We start from the raw sequence: 15,661 nt of genomic DNA, 5'->3' as shown, positions 1-15,661 counted from the left end.
CATGACCAACCGCCGGGATTTTCTGCGTCTGGCCGCCATCGGGGCGGGATCGATGCTCGTGGCGCCGCGTATCGTCTTTGCCAATGTGGCGAGCGACCGCCGTTTCGTCTTCATCATTCAGCGCGGCGCCGCCGATGGCCTCAACATCGTCGTGCCCTATGCCGACCCGGCCTATGCGCAGCTGCGCGGCGGCCTTGCAATCCAGACTTCAGACGCCATCAAGCTCGACGGCATGTTCGCGCTGCATCCCGCGCTCGCCGGCATGGGCACGCTCTACGGCAACCGGCAGGCACTGTTCGTGCACGCCGTCGCCTCACCCTACCGCGAGCGCTCGCACTTCGACGGCCAGAATGTCCTGGAGACCGGCGGCACCAGCCCCTACCAGATCCGGGATGGCTGGCTGAACCGGCTGGTGACGCTGCTGCCGAAATCGGCCGACAAGGCCATTGCCTTCGCCCCGACCATACCGGCTGCCCTGCGCGGCCCGGCGGATGTTACCTCCTACGCGCCCTCGACCCTGCCGGAAGCATCCGACGATCTCCTGCTGCGGGTGGCGCAGCTCTACGACCGGGACCAGCAGTTTCATCCGGTCTGGAGCGCGGCGATGGAGGCGCGCGGCTTGTTCCACGACATGGAAACCCGCCAGAATCCCGCCGCCGCCGGCAGAACCGCCGCCGAGGCGCTTGTGAGGCCTGACGGCCCGCGCATCGCCATGATCGAAACCAGCGGCTGGGATACCCATAGCGGCCAGGAGAACCGGCTTGCCAACCAGCTCAAGGCGCTCGATGCCATGATCGACGCGATGCGCGACGGGCTTGGCGACGTCTGGCAGCAGACGACCGTGCTGGTGGCAACCGAGTTCGGCCGCACCGCCGCCGCCAACGGCACCGGCGGGACCGACCATGGCACGGCGACAACCGCGCTCATCCTCGGCGGCGCGGTCAACGGCGGACGCATCCTGGCCGACTGGCCGGGCCTCGCCCCAAACGCACTTTATGAAAACCGCGACCTGAAACCCACCATGGATCTCGACGCGCTGATCGCGGCACTTGCCGCGGAAACCTTTGGTCTCGAACCCGAGCGCACCATGCAGACGCTCTTTCCGAACCGCCCCTTTGACCGGTCCCTGCAAGGGCTGATCAGAACGTGAACCACCAACCAACCCTTTGAAGAGGCTATCATGAGAACCATCCTGAGCATGATTACCGGCGGTCTTGTCGCCATTGCCACGTTTGCCGGAGCACAAAGCGCCAGCGCCCTGCCGCTCCTGCCGGTACAGGGCGAGCACCTGCAATCCCAGGCCGAGCCCGTCTACTGGCGGCACGGCTATTACGGCTGGCGCGACGGCTATTACTACAATGGCCACCGCGGCTACGGCTATTACCGGCCGGGCTACCGCTTCTATCGCGGCTACTGGTTCCCGCTCGAAGCATTCGGGCCAAGAACCGTGATCATCGAGCGCCCGGCACCCATCATTGTTCATCGCCGGCCGATCGTGATCTACCGCTGAGACGCCAGACGTCGCCAGTCTCTGTCCATCCGGGGCGCCTTGACAGGCGCCCTGCAGTCCCTTAGTTATCAAGTCATCAGATGACTTTGGGACTTCCACACGATGCAGCCTGCCGCCCGCACCAATCTTGCCGATACGGCGATTGACAATATACGCGCCGAAATCGTCAGCAATCGCTGGCCGGTCGGCGACCGCATCCCCAACGAGGCTGCCCTCGCCGACATGCTCGGCGTCAGCCGCGGGACCGTGCGCGAAGCGGTGCGGGTTCTCGTCGCGCAGGGATTTCTGGAGACCAAGCAGGGCTCCGGCACCTATGTCCGCTCGATCATCAACCCGGACGAAAGCCTGTTGCGGATCAGGCGTACCGGCCTGCGCGACCAGGTCGAGGCGCGCTGCGCCTTGGAAGTCGAAGCGGCACGCCTGGCTGCCCTGCGCCACACTCCGGAGGTCGTCGCCGACCTGCGCCAGCTGCTGGCCGATCGCGGCGAATACGCTACGGCCCGGCACGATTACTATGTCGAGCACGACCTCGCCTTCCACAAGGCGGTGGTGGCCGCGTCAAACAATCTGGCACTCATCGAAGTCTACGAATTCTTCTCGGTTTCCACCCAGGAAGTCATCCGGGCCACGGTCACGGGCGAACTGCCCGAACCGGACATGGCAGCCCATGCGGCCATCATCGACGCGATTGAATCCGGCGATCCGGACAAGGCGGCATCCACCGCCCGCGCCTTCATGGCCCCCCTTCTCATCGAACTCGATCGGTTGCTCGCATCATGAACCAGCATCTTCCGCCTGAACACCCCAGCCGCCTGGCAGCGGATCTGAACATTGCCGCCGAACAGCTTGTCGATGCCGAGGTGGACAGCGTTCCCCAGCCGCGCGTGCCGGATTTCAAAACCCCTGGCGCGCAGATTCTGTTCGGCCTCAGCCTCGTTCTCATCGCCTACAATCTGCGCCCGGTCTTCTCCAGTGCGTCGGTGCTTTTGCCGGAAATCATCGCCCAGACCGGACTGTCATCCTTCGGCGCGGGCGTGCTCACCACGCTGCCGGTGCTCTGCCTTGGCCTGTTTGCCCCGCTGGCGCCGCGTCTCGCCCAGCGCATCGGCGCGGAGCGCACGCTCCTCGGCGTTCTCCTTTTGCTGGCGCTCGGCACTGCCCTGCGCGGGCTTCAATCCCTGCCGCTGCTGTTCATCGGCACGGCGCTGGCGGGCGGCTGCATCGCCATCGGCAATGTCCTGCTGCCCGGTCTGGTGAAGCGCGATTTCGCCAGCCGCACCGGCATGATGACCGGCCTCTACACTATGGCGCTGTGCGCGGGTGCGGCCAGTGCCGCCGGCCTGACCCTGCCGGTGCAGAAGATGCTGGGCGGATCATGGTCGCTGGCGCTCAGCGCCTGGGCCTTGCCGGCGCTGGTTGTCACCGCGATCTGGCTGCCGCAGGCCCTCGCCCGCAAGGTCCGCACCAAACATGCAGGCTTCAAGGTGATCGGCCTCTGGAACGACCCTCTGGCATGGCAGGTCACCCTGTTCATGGGCCTGCAGTCGGCACTCGCCTACTGCGTCTTCGGCTGGCTGGCGCCCATCCTGCGCGATCGCGGCCTTGACGGGACGACCGCCGGTGTCGTGGTTTCCGTGTCGGTCATGGCGCAGGTCTTCACCTGCCTGCTCGTGCCGTCGATTGCCGTGCGTTGCCGCAATCAGAGCCTGATCAATGTGGCGCTGGTCACGATTGCCGTTGCCGGCCTGCTCGGCCTGCTGTTTGCGCCGCTCTCCACGGTCTGGCTGTGGGCGGTCGTCCAGGGCATCGGCCAGGGCGGGCTCATTGCCATCGCCATGACCATGATCGTGCTGCGCTCGCCCGACTCGCATGTCGCCTCGCATCTCTCCGGCATGGCCCAATGCGTCGGCTACATGCTCGCCGCCATCGGTCCGCTGCTTGTCGGCCTGATCCACAGCGTCACGGAAAGCTATGCGGCAACTGCCATCCTGTTTGTGCTGCTCGGCATTGGCGTTGCCATTTTCGGCTGGGGTGCCGGCCGCGCCCTGCAGGTGCGGGCCCGGACCATCACCCTGTGAACGACAGCTAACGGCAGCATTCATCGCCGGTTCAGCCGGCGGGCTCTATATCTGTGCTCAACGAATTAACGTTGAGGACCGCATGATGAAAAAGATACTCGCTGCTCTTCTGGTTGCTGCCGTTTCGATCAGCGCAATCAGCCTCCAATCGGCTCCGGCGCAGGCTGGCGACTACTATTCTTCCTACGATGATGGCGGCTGGTCCGGCGAGCGCTCCTATCGCGACAGTTACTACCGCGACCGCGGCGATGACTACTATCGCGAACGGGATTATTACCGCAACCGGGACTACCGGTCCGAGCGTTCCGACCGTCACAAGAACCGCGACACGGCCATCATTGCCGGTGTTGCCGGACTGGCGCTCGGTGCCGTGATCATCGGATCACTTGCCAAGCAGAATCAGAACCGCGCGCCGGTCTATGACCGCCCGGCAAGCCGCGACCGCCTGGTCTACGATCCGAACTACTAAATAAATCATCATAAAAACAAGGCGCGGCCCGCTTTTTCAGCGGGCCGCGCCTTTTGTATTCAGCGACCGGAAATCTAGGCCTCGATATCGATGTCCTTGGTTTCCTTGCCGATGATCAGCGCTATCAATGTCAGCACGGCCATGGCCGAGAGGTAGACGCCAACCCAGAACGGGCTGCCGCCGCCGAGCTTCCACAAGGCAATCGCTATGAAGGGGGCAACCGCGGCGCCGAGGATCGACGAGACATTGTAGGAAATGCCCGATCCGGTATAGCGCATGCTCACCGGGAACAGTTCCGGCAGCAGGGCGCCCATCGGACCGAACGTCATTCCCATCAGGGTGAAGCCGAGGATCAGCCAGGCCATGACGCCAACATTGCCCAGAGACAGCATCGGCACCCACAGGAGGCCGAACACGATAATGGCGAGTGTCACCCCAATCAGTGTCTTGCGGCGGCCCCAGCGGTCCGCCCATGGTCCGGACACCAGGGTGAAGATGCCGAAGAACACCACGCCGACAATCATCATCAGGACGAAGGTCGTGTAGTCATAGCCGAGACCCGCAATCGGTCCGGCCGCGGCGGCGCGGCCATAGCTGAGCGAGAACGTGGTCATCAGGTAGAACAGCACATAGGTGGCAAGCATGTAGAACGTGCCGAGCACGAGCTGCTTCCAATGCGACTGGAACACGGACACCAGCGGCACCTTCTTGATCTCGCCTTTGCTGACGGTTTTCTCGAAGGCGGTGCTTTCAACCAGGTTGAGCCGGACCCACAGGCCGACGATCACCATGACGGTGGAAAACAGGAACGGAATGCGCCAGCCCCAGTCGAGGAATGCGAGGGAGGGCCGCGACGGATCGTCCGACGGCAGGATGGCCGCGATGATCAGGAACAGTCCATTGGCGATGATGAAGCCGATGGGCGCACCCAGTTGCGGAAACGTGCCAAAGATCGCGCGCTTTCCCTCTGGTGCGTTCTCGGTGGCGACCAGCGCCGCACCGCTCCATTCACCGCCGAGCGCGAACCCCTGCGCCAGCCGCAGCACGACCAGCATGGCCGGGGCAAACCAGCCCACGGTTGCGAAGGTCGGCAGGACGCCGATGAGGAAGGTAGCGATACCCATGGTCAGAAGCGCGCCGACCAGCGTGATCTTGCGGCCGCGCTTGTCGCCGAGATGGCCGAAGAAGATCGCGCCGAGTGGGCGCGCCACCATGGCCGCGCCGAAAATGGCGAAGGACGACAGAAGGGCCGTCGTTTCGTTGCCGGGCGGAAAGAACAGATGCGGGAAAACCAGCACGGCGGCGGTCGCATAGACGTAGAAATCGTAGAATTCGATGGTGGTGCCAATCAGGCTGGCCAGGATGACGCGGGACCGCGAATTGGCGGGCGCCTTGATGGACAGCTGCGCTGTGGATACAGACATTGATTTTACTCCCTGACGGCTGAGGCGGCTGCCCCAACGCGAATGCCGGCAGATCACATCAGTCGGAAGAGAAATGGATCATGAAAAGATAGGTGGGCAGCGAGACGATTATACCCGTCGCCGGGTCAGTTCAAGAAATTTAAAGCCGTTCGCGATGCTTCATGTGAAGTTTAATATCGCGCAACGCCCGTCAAACGTTCAAAACCAAAAAAGCGGGGTGCATTCAGGCGAACAACAACACACCGAAAGCCGCCCCGATGACGAGGCACAGCGGACCGTAATAGCGGCGGTCCAGTGTCAGGAAGGGCTCCTCGGCCTGCCGGTTGCGGAAAAACGCCGTGAAGCTGAGGCTGCCGCGCGCAAGGAATATGATCGTCAGCACCAGCATGCCGAGACGAAGCAGCCCGGCCGGCAACAGCGCCGGAATGATGGACAACTGCATCGGGGCGAGAACACCGGCGGTGAAGATCAGGGCGGCAACGACAACGGTCACGCCGCGTGACGGCATTGCGGAAATCCCCTTCGACCCGACCACGGTCCGAGCCAGGGACAGTTGATCGCGCGCCGGCCACAAACCGCCGAACCCCCAGTAGAGATGCAGCGCCGCGACGATGGTCAGCACGATGAACACGAGCCATGCCAGAGTGTGCATCATGGCCTGCCCGCCCGGACGTGGAGCGTGACCGGGGACACGATTGCAGCGGCGGCAGTGCATTTGCTCATGATACGTCCTTCAATCCAGTCGACCATACGGTGGCGTATATAAACATTGCCGCTTGCCCTGGTCAATACGGCAGCGTATGGAATGGCAATGCCGACCCGAAAGACCCTCTCAGCCGAAGACTGGATCAGCGCCGCCTTCCGCGCCCTGAGCCAGGGCGGCGCGCAGGCGATCCGGGCCGAGGCGATTGCCCGCGATCTCAAGGTCAGCAAGGGCTCGTTCTACTGGCATTTCAGGGATGTGCCGGCGCTGAAGGCGCAGATGCTGGCGCACTGGCAGCATCTGGCGACCGATGCCATCATCAGCGATGTCGAAGCCATCCGGACAACGCCCCGGGAGCAGCTGCAGGCACTGGTGATCGAGGCAACCGGCGTGCCAAGTTCGGCCTATGGCGGCGACCGGACGGAAAGCGCCATCCGTGAATGGGCCCGCCATGATGCCACGACCGCGGCAATCCTCAAATCGGTGGATGAACGGCGCCTGGCCTATCTTGTGCAGCTTTTCCGGACGTGCGGCCAGTCCGCAGACCGGAGCGGAACAAATGCCCGGATTCTCTACGGCGCGCTGATCGGCCTGGAAATTCTGGCATCGCAGGGCCTCGCCGATGTCCGGGCGAACATGCTTGAACTGCTTGGATATCTTCTGGGGGAAAATCCCGCGGGCAGGACTTCGCGGGGGTAGTCTCGAGCGAGCAGCCGACCAAACGGGATCGGATAGGGTGCAGCGCTGTCTGCACATCCAATCCCGTTTCAGCTGTCGTTTGTCGTGAAGGCTCAGACCATGCCGAGGGCGTTCATGTACAGCTCGAGGATCGCTTCCTCTTCCTTGCGCTCGTTCGCATCCTTCTTGCGCAGGCGGACGATCGTGCGGATGATCTTGGTGTCGTAGCCGCGGCCCTTGGCTTCCGCCATCACTTCCTTGATGTCGTCCTGAAGCGTGGTCTTTTCTTCCTCAAGGCGCTCGATGCGCTCGATGAACTGCCGCAATTCCGCAGCCGCAACACCTTCGACACCGCCCTGTGGCGCTACATCATCCATGCTCATATCTTGCTCCGTAAAAATTGATTGTGCGACTCGCGAACGCCGCCTCTGCGGTTCCGATGCCCGACCACAGCGCAATGAGTCAAGACAATAGAGTCGGGATCACGGCGGTTTCGGCCGCCGCTGCGGCGTGGTTCGTCAATGCGAAGGCTTATTGACCTCAAAGGCGGCCTTCTGCGCATCGCTGGCCTCGCGCTGGTGCTTGGCCTGCCATTCCGCGTAGGGTTCGCCATAGATGATCTCACGCGATTCATCCTTTGACAGGGGCACGCCCGCCGCATCCGCCGCTTCCCGATACCAGTTGGACAGGCAGTTGCGGCAGAAACCGGCCAGATTCATCAGGTCGATGTTCTGCACGTCGCTGCGCGCGCGCAGATGCTCCAGCAGCCGCCGGAACGCGGCGGCTTCAAGGGCGATACGCTGTTCTTCGCTGACATTGCTCATGGTCAAACCTCTTCCAGTGGGCCGGTGCGCGAGCCGTATTTACGGGCAACATGTATATCGGGATCGGCGTTGATCGCGTCAAGGATCGGGGCAAGCCGGTCTGCCCATTCATCGACACCCTTCTCGTCGGCGATCAGATCCTGCCGCACCTCGATCAGCGCATGGGCAAGCCCCGGCACGATGCAATGCTTGAACATCGTATCGTTGCGCAGCGCGCCGTCATAGGGTTCGTTGTCGCCGACCACCAACTGCGGATCGGCTTCCAGGGCTTTTATGAGCGGCACGACCGCGCGCGGATCGCTATCCCAGAGAATGCCCGCATGCCACGGCCGCGGCGTCGTTTTCCAGAAGGCGGTGAAGGAATGGATGGAAATGACCAACGGCGCCTTGCCGCTCGCCCCGGCAACCGCCTGGATCATGTCCGAAACAGCCGTGTGATAGGGGCGATAGAAATCATTCACGCGTCTTTGATGCTCGGCGTCCGGCATCGGGTTGTTTCCCGGAATGATCGCCCCGTCGGAGAGGCGCATAATCAGGGTGGGATCGTCTTCGCCGCGGTTCGGATCGATCAGCAGGCGGGAAAACCCGCCCAGCACGGCCGGAACACCGAGCATTGCCGCCAGTTTGCGCGTCAACGGCTCGACGCCGATGTCATAGGCGATATGCCGTTCGAACTGCTGCGGCGGCAGCCCGAGGGAGCCGTATTCCTCCGGCAGATCCCGGTGGGCATGATCGGCCAGAAGCACCAGTCCTCTGTCATTGCTGCCATGGACGAGATGAAAGGGGGAAAACGGCATTGGAACGTTCTCTTGCGCGATTATTCGGGAGAATTTTTTGTGTTTCATGCCCTGATCGGGAATGCAACCATCAATCTTTTGTCACAGGTCAGCAGGAACGGCATGTTCCGCCCATTAGCGCGTTGACAATGCATGTGAAACTGCGGAAAAGGAGTCTAAGACGGACGGAGGCAATATTGCGCAGGGGCATCATTTTCCGCGCTGACCAGCATCAGCGGACGCGATGGAGCAGCTTTCTAGCGGCTTTTTTATTCATTTTTGCAGCAGGCAGTGTCTTTGCGCCGGATGAGGCCCATGCGGATTTCCGCGTGTGCAACACCACGCAAAATCTGGTGGGCGTCGCGCTTGGCTACCGGGCGAAGACCGGCTGGATCACCGAGGGCTGGTGGCATGTCAACGCATCCTCCTGCACCACGCTGGTCGTCGGTCCGCTGACGTCGCGCTATTACTACCTCTATGCCGAGGACGCCCAGAGCGGCGGCCGCTGGGATGGCAAGGTCAACATGTGCGTGGCGGAAAACCAATTCAAGATTACCGGTATCAATGATTGTTTTGCACGCGGGTTTCAGCGGGCGGGATTTCAGGAGTATGATACCGGCGAACAATCAAGCTGGATGGTCCAGCTTACGGAAGAAAATCCTCCCTCAGCTCCAATTGTAACGGATACCCCTCCTCGATGAGACGCCGCCGTAAGGTCAAAATCCTCGCCACACTGGGTCCCGCTTCATCCGACGAAGCGATGATTCGCAAATTGTTCGAAGCCGGTGCCGACGTGTTCCGCATCAACATGAGCCATGCCAGCCATGATCTCATGCGCGAACTCGTGCGCCGCCTGCGCAATGTCGAAAAGGAAGTGGGCCGCCCGATCGGCATTCTCGCCGATCTGCAGGGACCAAAGCTGCGCGTCGGCAAGTTCGCCGAGGGCAAGGTCGACCTCGTTCCCGGCCAGATCTTCACCCTCGACAACAATGAAGCGCTGGGCGACAACACCCGCGTGTTCCTGCCGCATCCGGAAATTCTCGAAGCGGTCGAAGCGGGCCACCGCCTGCTGATCGATGACGGCAAGCTGGCGCTGGTCGCCGAATCGTCCGATGGCAAGTCGATCACCTGCCGCGTCGTGTCCGGCACCAAGATTTCCGACAAGAAGGGCGTCAGCCTGCCCGATACCACGCTGGGCGTCGGCGCCCTGACGGAAAAGGACCGCCGCGATCTCGATGCCGTGCTGCAGGAAGAGGTCGACTGGGTGGCCCTGTCGTTTATCCAGCGGCCGGAGGATCTTGCCGAAGTGCGCAAGATCTCGCGCGGCCGCGTTGCCCTGCTCTCGAAGATCGAGAAGCCGCAGGCCGTCACCCGCCTTGCTGAGATCATCGAGCTCTCCGATGCGCTGATGGTTGCCCGTGGCGATCTTGGCGTTGAAATGCCGCTGGAATCCGTTCCCGGCATCCAGAAACAGATCATCCGCGCCTGCCGCCGCGCCGGCAAGCCGGTCGTCGTCGCCACGCAGATGCTGGAATCGATGATCACCGCGCCGGTCCCGACCCGCGCCGAAGTGTCCGACGTGGCAACGGCCGTGTTCGAAGGCGCCGATGCCGTGATGCTATCAGCCGAATCGGCCGCCGGTGACTACCCGGTCGAAGCGGTTTCCACCATGGCCCGCATCGCCGAAGAGGTCGAGCGCGACCCGAACTATCCCGGCATCATCCATGCGCAGCGCCCCGAGCCGAATGCCACCGGCGCGGACGCCATTTCGCTTGCCGCCCGGCAGATCGCCGAAACGCTCAACCTGTCCGCCATCGTCACCTATACGGCATCGGGCACCACGGGCCTGCGCGCGGCGCGTGAACGGCCATTGCTGCCGATCATCGCCCTGTCGCCGGTTGTCGAGACGGCGCGCAAGCTCTCGCTCGTCTGGGGCCTGCACTGCGTTGTCACGGAAGACGCAACCGACCTTGACGACATGGTCGACCGCGCCTGCCACATCGCCTATCAGGAAGAATTCGGCAATCCGGGTGACCGCATCATCATCTCGGCCGGTGTGCCGCTGCGCACGCCCGGCTCGACCAACATGCTGCGCATTGCCTATATCGGCTCGGACGGGCTGACAGGAATCTGAAAAAGATCATTCGGGTTGGCGGTGATCAGCCGCCGACCCGGAAACACCGAAAAAATCAGGTACGCTGACCCGTCAGGTCCTCGGCCAATTGGCCCGCCTGCTTCTGCGCCTCCCGCATCATCGGATAGACCGCAAGAACCTGCTCGAAGGCATGCAGGGCGCCTTCCTTGTTGCCGGTATCCTTCAGGATGGCCGCCAGCCCCGCCAGCGCACCGAAATGACGCGGCTCCAGCGACAGCGTCTTCTGGATGTCGGCCATCGACCGCCCGTAATCATTCATCAGGAAATTGACCGTGGCACGCCGGTTCCAGCCCTCGGCAAAATCCGGTTTCATCACGGTGACCTGATCGAGAAAATCCAGCGCGACGGCATATTTCTTTTCCGTCATGGCAAGGGCTGCCCACTGCATCATCAGATCGACGGTCGCACTGCCGGAATTCTGCCACTGCGCCTGGATCTGTTCGGCGATGCGGGTGGCTTTGGCTTCATTGCGCTCGCGCTTCAGGGCAAAGAACAGCTCATCGAGGCGGGCGGCACGCTTTTCGGCCAGGGTCTTGCCCGGCAGCGCGGTTGCCTGCGGTGCAGCCGCAGGGACGTCAGTCCCGGACGTCTCCTGCGCCAGCGCCGGCGACATCATCAGGACAGATCCGATAAAAAACGCAAAAACGCTCCGCATGATACGGATCGTAGTCCGTATCAGCGAAACGTCAAATGCAAATAACCGTGAAACGGTAAATCAGCCCTGGCGCGCTTTGAAACGCGGCGCAGTCTTGTTGATGATGTAGATGCGGCCCTTGCGGCGCACCAGCTGATTGTCACGATGACGGCCTTTGAGAGCCTTGAGCGAATTCTTGATCTTCATTTCAGCACCGGTATCTTTACGCCCGAAACCGGGCACCAATAATAAAGCGCGCCTCTGGAGCGCGCCGGAAACACGTTGCGGGGAAATAGCCAAGGATTGCCCCGATTGTCAACTCCCGACTCATGATTCATATGGCGATTCATGCATCGGGAGTGAATTTATTTGCCCCTACAGCCGCTTTGTAATGCGCGTGACGTGGCCCATCTTGCGGCCGGGACGTGCATCGGCCTTGCCGTAGAGATGCACGACGGCCCCGCTTTCCGCCAGAATCGCCGGCAGTTTGGCCACGTCGTCGCCGATGAGATTTTCCATCACGCAATCGGAATGGCGCCGCGTATCGCCCAGCGGCAGCCCGGCAACCGCACGGATATGCTGTTCGAACTGCGAGACCGCGCAGGCGGCTTCCGTCCAGTGGCCCGAATTGTGCACGCGCGGGGCAAACTCATTGGCCAAAAGTGTCCCATTGGCCAGCACGAAGAACTCCATGCCGAGAACACCGACATAATTGAGAGCCTCGAGCAGCTTGCGCGCCGAATCGGCCGCAAGGCCTGCAATCGTCGACGATACGGACACCGGCACGGTCGAGGTCGCCAGGATACCGTCCCTGTGCACATTCTCTGCAATGTCGTAGATGCGGATATTGCCTGCCTCGTCGCGCGCCGCGATCACCGAAATTTCGCGGGTGAAATCGACCAGACCTTCCAGAATAGCCGGGACACTGCCGATGGCGGCAAAGCCCGCCTTGGCGTCTTCGCCCTTGGCGCCGGAAAACTTCACCTGGCCCTTGCCGTCATAGCCGAAGCGGCGGGTCTTGAGGATGCCCTTGCCCTCGAAGGCGAGAAGCGCCGCTTCCAGATCGCCCTCATTCTCGACAATGCGCCATTGCGCTGTCGGGATGCCGGCCTTGTTGAGGAAGCGCTTTTCGGTCACCCGGTCCTGCGACACTTTCAGCGCCTCGGGCGGCGGAAAGACCGGCGTGCTTTCATTCAATGTCTCGGCCGCATCGACCGGCACATTTTCGAATTCGTAGGTGATGACGTCGCTCAGCTCAGCCAGGCGCTCCAGCGCATCGGGATCGTCATAGGCCGCAACGATCTGCTCATTGGCAACCTGCGCGGCCGGACAGTCCGCCTGCGGTTCGAGAATGACGGTGCGATAGCCGAGACGCGCCGCTGCCATGGCAAGCATGCGGCCGAGCTGTCCCCCGCCGATAATGCCGATAGTCGATCCTGCTGCAATCATCTCATGCCTCGTCAGATGGCCGTTCGGCGACCTTTTCGCTCTGCGCCGTGCGCCAGTCGTCAAGCCGTTTTGCCAGTGCGGCATCGTTCAGTGCCAGAACTGCCGCAGCCAAAAGGGCGGCATTGACCGCACCGGCACGGCCGATCGCCAGGGTGCCGACGGGAATGCCGGCCGGCATCTGGACAATGGACAGGAGGGAATCCTGTCCGGAGAGAGCTTTCGATTCCACCGGCACACCGAACACCGGCAGCGGCGTCATGGAAGCGGCCATCCCGGGAAGATGGGCGGCACCGCCGGCACCGGCGATCACAACCTTGAGACCGGCATCGCGCGCGCCCTTGGCAAAAGCAACCAGACGGTCCGGCGTGCGGTGGGCGGAAACGATGCGGTCATCGTGGGAAATGCCGAGCGCATCGAGCGTCTCGGCGGCGTGGCGCATGGTTGCCCAATCGGACTGGCTACCCATGATGATTGCGACGTCAGCGCGTTTATCGGCCATTGAACATCCTCTGATCAGCGGAGCGTGCAGGGATTAACGGAAAAGTGGGGACGCTGCAAGTTATCGGCAGCCCGCCGGTCACAAGCTGTTGAAAATCAGGCAATAATGTCCGGGATGATCTTGTCTTCAAGCTCGATGAGCTTGTCTTTGATGATGAGCTTCTTCTTTTTCATCCGCTGGATTCGAAGCTGGTCACAACCAACCTGGATCATCGCTTGTATGGCGGCATCAAAATCCAGATGCTCCTGTTTCAATCGTGCGACTGCCAATCGAATGTCAGCCTGATCCTGGTCGGACATGCAGTGATTCCCGGTATTTTGCTTTAGAAGAATCCAATGTCTGGTCCGGCGTTCGAGAATACCGGATCAGCACGTGGCAATACCATATTTTACATGACAAGAAAATCCTACGAAACAAATTCGACAATTGCTTCAAGTGGTGGCAGAGTGTCACGGCTCTGTCATAATCTCGCCCTTTGGCCGGCAGAGCATGAACGAGTAGGAAACCAACCAAGGGAGAAGCCGGATGGCCATTGAGTCTCATCTTGAAACGCTTGAACGTAAGCATGGTGCACTCGAGAAGGAAATCTCCGAAGCGCTGGCAAGTCCTGCCACCGACGACCTGAAGATTACCGATATGAAACGTCGCAAGCTCATGCTGAAAGAGCAAATCGAAAAACTGAGATCGACCGCCACGCGCCATTAGAGCCTTTGGCCTACAGAAGAAGAATTTCAGCCGGTTGCCGGAGAGGCCGCTGGGCTGGCACTAAAACAAAAACCCGGTCTGCGACCGGGTTTTTTTATTGGCCGGACGCCGTGCCGCCATCATTCGCTCCAGAACTGATCCAGCCATAAATTCAGGTGAAAGAAGCCGCTGTCGTCGACGGCATAAATCCGGCGTGTCCCCTCGGACTTGACCTTGACCAGTTGCGCATCCAGCAGCGCCTTCAGGTGCTGGGACACCGCCGGGCGCGAAATGGGCAGGCCAAGCGCCAGTTCATTCACGGTCTTGGGACCGCGCCGCAACTCTTCCAGCAGATAGCGGCGGTTCGGATCGGAAATGGCGGCAAATGCATCGGTTTCGGCCATGCCGAATAGTCGTTTTAAACTGCCGTCAATGTCAACGCATTTTGTACGAAAAACCTTGCGAACCTCAGTCCGGCTGGGCTTCCGCCCGGGGATCGAGCTTGATGCCCTCGGGCGTTGCCCGCTCCGAGGGAACGGTCTGGAAATTGTCCCGCATTGCAATCGGCATGGCTGCCCGCATGCGCGAGCGGATGATGGCGTGGGTCATGATCGAGACATGTGCCAGCGCCGTGATCGCAAACAGGCCTTCGGGCGCAACATATTCCATGGCCCAGGCGCCGAGGATCGGCCCGACCATGGTGCCGAAGCCATAGAGCAGCAGCAGGCCGCCGGTTACCTTGACGAAATTCTGCGAGTCCGAATAGTCGTTGGCATGGGCCACCGCCACCGGATAGAGCGTATAGGCCAGTCCGCCATAGATCGCCGTCATGAACAGGATGACCGTTGCCTGACGCGAGCCGATCAGGAAAATCAGGATGCCGATGATCGCCGCAGCACCGGCGACGAACGCCAGGACATAGCGTCGGTCGGTACGGTCGGACATGCGCCCCACCGGAATCTGCATCAGGGCGCCGCCCATGACGGAGGCACTCATCATCAGGGCGATTTCCGTGGTGGTGATGCCCGTTGCCGCGCCGTAGACGGCGCCCAGCGTGCCGAACGCGCCATTGGCAACACCGATCAGCATGCAGCCGACAAAGGCAACCGGCGAATTGCGGTAGAGCGCCTTGAGGTCGAGCTGCACTTCCGTCAGCGGTTTCGGGCTGCTGGCGGTGGAAATGGCCGTCGGAATCAGCGCCAGGCAGAACAGGATGCCGGTCAGCATGAAAAAGGTGCCGTTGTGCACGTCGCCGAAGCCGATCATCATCTGGCCCGCCGTGATGGAGGCAAAGTTCACCACCATGTAAAGGCCGAAGATCTGACCGCGATTGGCATTGGTCGCCCGCTCGTTCAGCCAGCTTTCGATCACCATGTAGGCGCCGGCCATGGCAAAGCCGGTCAGCGCCCGCAGCGCAATCCAGGCGGTGGCATGCACCAGAATACCGGTCATCAGCGCGACAATGGCGGCAATGGCGGCAAAGGCGCTGAATGCCCGGACGTGGCCGACGCGGCGCACCAGGCGCGGCGCCAGCAGGCAGGCGGTTATGAACCCGCCGGCCCAGGCGGTACCGAGAAGACCGAGGGACGTGGTGGAAAAACCCTCCGCCCCGCCGCGCAGCGGCAGCAGGAGCCCGTGCAGGCCCGAGGCCATGACCAGGAATGACGTGCCACACAAGAGGGCAAAGACCTGTACGAACGAACGGAACACAGCGGTACCCCAATGCTTGGACGGATGCCGGCAACAAGCCGGTACAGGCCCGTCTCGATCAGCAATGC

The 15,661-nt window shown here is 61.8% G+C and carries 21 protein-coding genes; 9 read left to right on the top strand and 12 right to left on the bottom strand.

Translation table 11 applies throughout. The features are described from left to right. The first annotated feature begins 1 nt into the window (after position 1). From ACZ25R_RS23090 to ACZ25R_RS23070, 5 genes are all read left to right on the top strand, one after another. On the top strand, positions 2–1,150 hold the full coding sequence (locus ACZ25R_RS23090; RefSeq protein WP_472462331.1) for a DUF1501 domain-containing protein: 1,149 nt from the start codon (positions 2–4) through the stop codon (positions 1,148–1,150). Between the two features lie 30 nt (positions 1,151–1,180). Next, positions 1,181–1,510 carry a hypothetical protein gene (locus tag ACZ25R_RS23085; protein ID WP_472462330.1) on the top strand — a complete coding sequence of 110 codons (330 nt, stop codon included), beginning with the start codon at positions 1,181–1,183 and terminating at the stop codon, positions 1,508–1,510. 102 nt (positions 1,511–1,612) lie between these two features. After that, positions 1,613–2,290, top strand: a complete 678-nt coding sequence (locus ACZ25R_RS23080; RefSeq protein ID WP_472462329.1) for a FadR/GntR family transcriptional regulator — start codon at positions 1,613–1,615, stop codon at positions 2,288–2,290. Continuing rightward, entirely contained in the window at positions 2,287–3,588 is a 1,302-nt protein-coding gene (locus ACZ25R_RS23075; protein ID WP_472462328.1) for a CynX/NimT family MFS transporter, read from the top strand. Before ACZ25R_RS23080 ends, ACZ25R_RS23075 begins: the two co-directional genes overlap by 4 nt. Positions 3,589–3,673: 85 nt before the next feature. Beyond that, a complete protein-coding gene (locus tag ACZ25R_RS23070) occupies positions 3,674–4,057 on the top strand; it encodes a hypothetical protein (RefSeq protein ID WP_403180534.1) in 384 nt (127 codons plus the stop codon). A gap of 74 nt (positions 4,058–4,131) precedes the next feature. Here the strand turns inward: ACZ25R_RS23070 and ACZ25R_RS23065 are convergent, their stop codons facing one another. Then, positions 4,132–5,481 carry an MFS transporter gene (locus ACZ25R_RS23065; protein WP_472462327.1) on the bottom strand — a complete coding sequence of 450 codons (1,350 nt, stop codon included), beginning with the start codon at positions 5,479–5,481 and terminating at the stop codon, positions 4,132–4,134. A gap of 223 nt (positions 5,482–5,704) precedes the next feature. Continuing rightward, on the bottom strand, positions 5,705–6,136 hold the full coding sequence (locus tag ACZ25R_RS23060; RefSeq protein WP_472462326.1) for a DUF3995 domain-containing protein: 432 nt from the start codon (positions 6,134–6,136) through the stop codon (positions 5,705–5,707). A gap of 156 nt (positions 6,137–6,292) precedes the next feature. Here ACZ25R_RS23060 and ACZ25R_RS23055 point away from each other — a divergent pair, with 156 nt between their 5' ends. Beyond that, the gene (locus ACZ25R_RS23055) at positions 6,293–6,883 is read left to right on the top strand and encodes a TetR/AcrR family transcriptional regulator (RefSeq protein ID WP_472462325.1); all 591 of its coding nucleotides are present in this window, start codon (positions 6,293–6,295) and stop codon (positions 6,881–6,883) included. Between the two features lie 92 nt (positions 6,884–6,975). On the opposite strand, the gene ACZ25R_RS23050 is transcribed toward ACZ25R_RS23055, so the two are convergent. The 3 genes from ACZ25R_RS23050 to ACZ25R_RS23040 form a co-directional block, all read right to left on the bottom strand. Continuing rightward, positions 6,976–7,245 (bottom strand): DUF2312 domain-containing protein, encoded by a 270-nt coding sequence (locus ACZ25R_RS23050; protein ID WP_175540565.1) that lies wholly within the window; start codon positions 7,243–7,245, stop codon positions 6,976–6,978. A 135-nt stretch (positions 7,246–7,380) separates the two neighbouring features. After that, positions 7,381–7,686, bottom strand: coding sequence for a DUF1244 domain-containing protein (locus ACZ25R_RS23045; RefSeq protein WP_288194956.1), 306 nt, complete (start codon positions 7,684–7,686; stop codon positions 7,381–7,383). A gap of 2 nt (positions 7,687–7,688) precedes the next feature. Beyond that, positions 7,689–8,483: an N-formylglutamate amidohydrolase gene (locus ACZ25R_RS23040; RefSeq protein WP_472462324.1), complete on the bottom strand. Its 795-nt coding sequence runs from the start codon at positions 8,481–8,483 to the stop codon at positions 7,689–7,691. A gap of 176 nt (positions 8,484–8,659) precedes the next feature. Between ACZ25R_RS23040 and ACZ25R_RS23035 the strand changes: the two genes are divergently transcribed. Beyond that, entirely contained in the window at positions 8,660–9,163 is a 504-nt protein-coding gene (locus tag ACZ25R_RS23035; protein ID WP_226904671.1) for a DUF1036 domain-containing protein, read from the top strand. Continuing rightward, entirely contained in the window at positions 9,160–10,596 is a 1,437-nt protein-coding gene (gene pyk, locus ACZ25R_RS23030) for a pyruvate kinase (RefSeq protein ID WP_223613694.1), read from the top strand. The genes ACZ25R_RS23035 and pyk overlap by 4 nt, the downstream gene beginning before the upstream one ends. 55 nt (positions 10,597–10,651) lie before the next feature. Here the strand turns inward: pyk and ACZ25R_RS23025 are convergent, their stop codons facing one another. The 5 genes from ACZ25R_RS23025 to ACZ25R_RS23005 all read right to left on the bottom strand — a co-directional run bounded on the left by ACZ25R_RS23025 (position 10,652) and on the right by ACZ25R_RS23005 (position 13,498). Then, on the bottom strand, positions 10,652–11,233 hold the full coding sequence (locus ACZ25R_RS23025; protein WP_472462323.1) for a hypothetical protein: 582 nt from the start codon (positions 11,231–11,233) through the stop codon (positions 10,652–10,654). Between the two features lie 99 nt (positions 11,234–11,332). Then, on the bottom strand, positions 11,333–11,458 hold the full coding sequence (ykgO, locus tag ACZ25R_RS23020; RefSeq protein WP_091880250.1) for a type B 50S ribosomal protein L36: 126 nt from the start codon (positions 11,456–11,458) through the stop codon (positions 11,333–11,335). 168 nt (positions 11,459–11,626) lie between these two features. After that, positions 11,627–12,700 carry a 5-(carboxyamino)imidazole ribonucleotide synthase gene (locus tag ACZ25R_RS23015; protein ID WP_288194954.1) on the bottom strand — a complete coding sequence of 358 codons (1,074 nt, stop codon included), beginning with the start codon at positions 12,698–12,700 and terminating at the stop codon, positions 11,627–11,629. 1 nt (position 12,701) lies between these two features. Then, positions 12,702–13,199 (bottom strand): 5-(carboxyamino)imidazole ribonucleotide mutase, encoded by a 498-nt coding sequence (gene purE, locus ACZ25R_RS23010; protein WP_223613696.1) that lies wholly within the window; start codon positions 13,197–13,199, stop codon positions 12,702–12,704. A gap of 95 nt (positions 13,200–13,294) precedes the next feature. Then, complete coding sequence (locus ACZ25R_RS23005; RefSeq protein WP_008128260.1) at positions 13,295–13,498, bottom strand: YdcH family protein; 204 nt, start codon at positions 13,496–13,498, stop codon at positions 13,295–13,297. Between the two features lie 226 nt (positions 13,499–13,724). On the opposite strand from ACZ25R_RS23005, the gene ACZ25R_RS23000 reads away from it, so the two are divergent. Further along, positions 13,725–13,904 carry a YdcH family protein gene (locus ACZ25R_RS23000; RefSeq protein WP_105734402.1) on the top strand — a complete coding sequence of 60 codons (180 nt, stop codon included), beginning with the start codon at positions 13,725–13,727 and terminating at the stop codon, positions 13,902–13,904. A 119-nt stretch (positions 13,905–14,023) separates the two neighbouring features. Here the strand turns inward: ACZ25R_RS23000 and ACZ25R_RS22995 are convergent, their stop codons facing one another. Both ACZ25R_RS22995 and ACZ25R_RS22990 read right to left on the bottom strand, forming a co-directional pair. Continuing rightward, entirely contained in the window at positions 14,024–14,287 is a 264-nt protein-coding gene (locus ACZ25R_RS22995) for an ArsR/SmtB family transcription factor (RefSeq protein ID WP_223613697.1), read from the bottom strand. 64 nt (positions 14,288–14,351) lie between these two features. Next, positions 14,352–15,593: an MFS transporter gene (locus ACZ25R_RS22990; RefSeq protein WP_223613698.1), complete on the bottom strand. Its 1,242-nt coding sequence runs from the start codon at positions 15,591–15,593 to the stop codon at positions 14,352–14,354. Positions 15,594–15,661: the final 68 nt, after the last annotated feature.

It is taken from the genome of Phyllobacterium sp. RCAM01083, from assembly GCF_055685835.1.
This window is presented reverse-complemented; position numbering and strand designations above follow the sequence as displayed.

Excerpts from the sequence above, each read along its gene's own strand:
- ACZ25R_RS23090 (WP_472462331.1), top strand. The coding sequence starts at position 2 with ATGACCAACCGCCGGGATTTTCTGCGTCTGGCCGCCATCGGGGCGGGA.
- ACZ25R_RS23085 (WP_472462330.1), top strand. The coding sequence starts at position 1,181 with ATGAGAACCATCCTGAGCATGATTACCGGCGGTCTTGTCGCCATTGCC.
- ACZ25R_RS23080 (WP_472462329.1), top strand. The coding sequence starts at position 1,613 with ATGCAGCCTGCCGCCCGCACCAATCTTGCCGATACGGCGATTGACAAT.
- ACZ25R_RS23075 (WP_472462328.1), top strand. The coding sequence starts at position 2,287 with ATGAACCAGCATCTTCCGCCTGAACACCCCAGCCGCCTGGCAGCGGAT.
- ACZ25R_RS23070 (WP_403180534.1), top strand. The coding sequence starts at position 3,674 with ATGAAAAAGATACTCGCTGCTCTTCTGGTTGCTGCCGTTTCGATCAGC.
- ACZ25R_RS23065 (WP_472462327.1), bottom strand. The coding sequence starts at position 5,481 with ATGTCTGTATCCACAGCGCAGCTGTCCATCAAGGCGCCCGCCAATTCG.
- ACZ25R_RS23060 (WP_472462326.1), bottom strand. The coding sequence starts at position 6,136 with ATGATGCACACTCTGGCATGGCTCGTGTTCATCGTGCTGACCATCGTC.
- ACZ25R_RS23055 (WP_472462325.1), top strand. The coding sequence starts at position 6,293 with ATGCCGACCCGAAAGACCCTCTCAGCCGAAGACTGGATCAGCGCCGCC.
- ACZ25R_RS23050 (WP_175540565.1), bottom strand. The coding sequence starts at position 7,245 with ATGAGCATGGATGATGTAGCGCCACAGGGCGGTGTCGAAGGTGTTGCG.
- ACZ25R_RS23045 (WP_288194956.1), bottom strand. The coding sequence starts at position 7,686 with ATGAGCAATGTCAGCGAAGAACAGCGTATCGCCCTTGAAGCCGCCGCG.
- ACZ25R_RS23040 (WP_472462324.1), bottom strand. The coding sequence starts at position 8,483 with ATGCCGTTTTCCCCCTTTCATCTCGTCCATGGCAGCAATGACAGAGGA.
- pyk (WP_223613694.1), top strand. The coding sequence starts at position 9,160 with ATGAGACGCCGCCGTAAGGTCAAAATCCTCGCCACACTGGGTCCCGCT.
- ACZ25R_RS23025 (WP_472462323.1), bottom strand. The coding sequence starts at position 11,233 with ATGATGTCGCCGGCGCTGGCGCAGGAGACGTCCGGGACTGACGTCCCT.
- ykgO (WP_091880250.1), bottom strand. The coding sequence starts at position 11,458 with ATGAAGATCAAGAATTCGCTCAAGGCTCTCAAAGGCCGTCATCGTGAC.
- ACZ25R_RS23015 (WP_288194954.1), bottom strand. The coding sequence starts at position 12,700 with ATGATTGCAGCAGGATCGACTATCGGCATTATCGGCGGGGGACAGCTC.
- purE (WP_223613696.1), bottom strand. The coding sequence starts at position 13,199 with ATGGCCGATAAACGCGCTGACGTCGCAATCATCATGGGTAGCCAGTCC.
- ACZ25R_RS23005 (WP_008128260.1), bottom strand. The coding sequence starts at position 13,498 with ATGTCCGACCAGGATCAGGCTGACATTCGATTGGCAGTCGCACGATTG.
- ACZ25R_RS23000 (WP_105734402.1), top strand. The coding sequence starts at position 13,725 with ATGGCCATTGAGTCTCATCTTGAAACGCTTGAACGTAAGCATGGTGCA.
- ACZ25R_RS22995 (WP_223613697.1), bottom strand. The coding sequence starts at position 14,287 with ATGGCCGAAACCGATGCATTTGCCGCCATTTCCGATCCGAACCGCCGC.